The sequence below is a fragment of the Hymenobacter agri genome (genome assembly GCF_054778495.1).
In genome coordinates this window covers 1-1,274 of sequence record NZ_BAAGZM010000894.1, presented here as the reverse complement: position 1 = coordinate 1,274, position 1,274 = coordinate 1, and the positions used below count along the sequence as shown (strand labels likewise).

2 protein-coding genes are annotated in these 1,274 nt (G+C 60.5%); both read right to left on the bottom strand.

Going from position 1 to position 1,274, the window contains the following annotated elements:
* A partial coding sequence (locus ACYVDE_RS23160; RefSeq protein ID WP_460503891.1) for an MBL fold metallo-hydrolase occupies positions 1-562 on the bottom strand: 562 nt, incomplete at its 3' end.
* A 163-nt stretch (positions 563-725) separates the two neighbouring features.
* Positions 726-1,100 carry an STAS domain-containing protein gene (locus ACYVDE_RS23155; protein ID WP_168675310.1) on the bottom strand — a complete coding sequence of 125 codons (375 nt, stop codon included), beginning with the start codon at positions 1,098-1,100 and terminating at the stop codon, positions 726-728.
* Between the last annotated feature and the right edge of the window lie 174 nt (positions 1,101-1,274).

The following is a 1,274-nucleotide window of genomic DNA, read 5'->3' as shown; positions in this document are numbered from 1 at the left end:
GCTCGTCGGGCGGCAGGTCGTCGCCCTGGGCCAGACGGGCCAGCTGGGCGGGCGTGAGGCCGGCGGGTAGCTTTTCCTTGAGCAGGTTGGCGCGGCGCGGCTGCTCCTCAAACAGGTAGCCGGCGCAGGGCACGCGGTGGCGCATAGGCAGCGAGTGCACGCGCAAAGCGGCATCCTCATATACCAAAGCGTGCGCCTCAGTATCGACCACCGTAAATTCCATCTGAAACCCGATTTGCACGCCCGACACGCGGCTTTGCGTCACGAGTACCTCGTCGAGGCCGGGCGGGCCGATGATGTGCAGCGGCTGGGTGCGGCCCTGCAGGTGCATGGTGCCCAGCAAGCCAAACAGGCCAAAATAATGGTCGCCGTGCAGGTGCGAGATGAAAATAGCGCGCAATTGCGCCGGGCGCACCCGGTACTCCAGCATCTGCCACTGCGTGCCTTCGCCGCAGTCAATCAGGTAGTGGTGGGCACCCACCGTGAGCACCTGCGCCGTGGGGTGGCGCCCGGCGGTAGGCGTGGCCGAGGCCGACCCGAGAATCTTCAGCTCGAACGTCAAATTTAGCTGTTAGCCGCTAGCGGTTAGCTGTTAGCTTTTTTTAAGTTGAAGGATGAGCGCACTGGGGCGGCCCGGCAGAAAAATAGAAATTGGCTGCCAGCTGTCGCGCTCCCCGAAGAAGGCTAACAGCTAACAGCCAAAAGCTAGCAGCTTCTAAAAAAAGCTACTCCTTGTCCGTCAGGTCGCGCTCGATGGCGTGCAGAAACACGCGGTCGATGCCTTCTTCGACGGTGGGCAGAATGTGCAGCACCGATTCGAGCTTGCTGATGGTGATGAGCTTCAGCACGTGGTCTTGCAGGCCGGTGAGGACGAGCAGGCCGCCGGTGGAATTGCACAAGCGGTTGGCAATCAGGATGGAGCTCAGGCCCGACGAGTCGGTGTACTTCACGTTGGTGAGGTCGAGAATCAGGTTGTTGATGCCTTCAGCGTTCAGCTTCACGAACTCCGACTTGAGGTCGGGCGCTACCGTGGTGTCGAGCTTCTTCTCCTCAATGGTGATGATGGTGTAGCTATCTTTTTTATCAATCGTGTACTTCATACAGCGTAGGGCAAGGGGGTAAGCGGGGGGACTAAGGGAACGGCGAAGGTAACGAGAAAAACCAAAATCTTTGGTGAAGCTGGCTAATGTTTCGTCGGCGGACGCACGGTGGCCGGCGGGCCCGCAAACGTGAGCGAGGCCCAGACCGATTGCCAGTCGGCGCGGGCACGCAGG

Bases quoted from the DNA above. Each gene is read 5' to 3' on its own strand.
- ACYVDE_RS23155 (WP_168675310.1), bottom strand. From the start codon at position 1,100: ATGAAGTACACGATTGATAAAAAAGATAGCTACACCATCATCACCATT.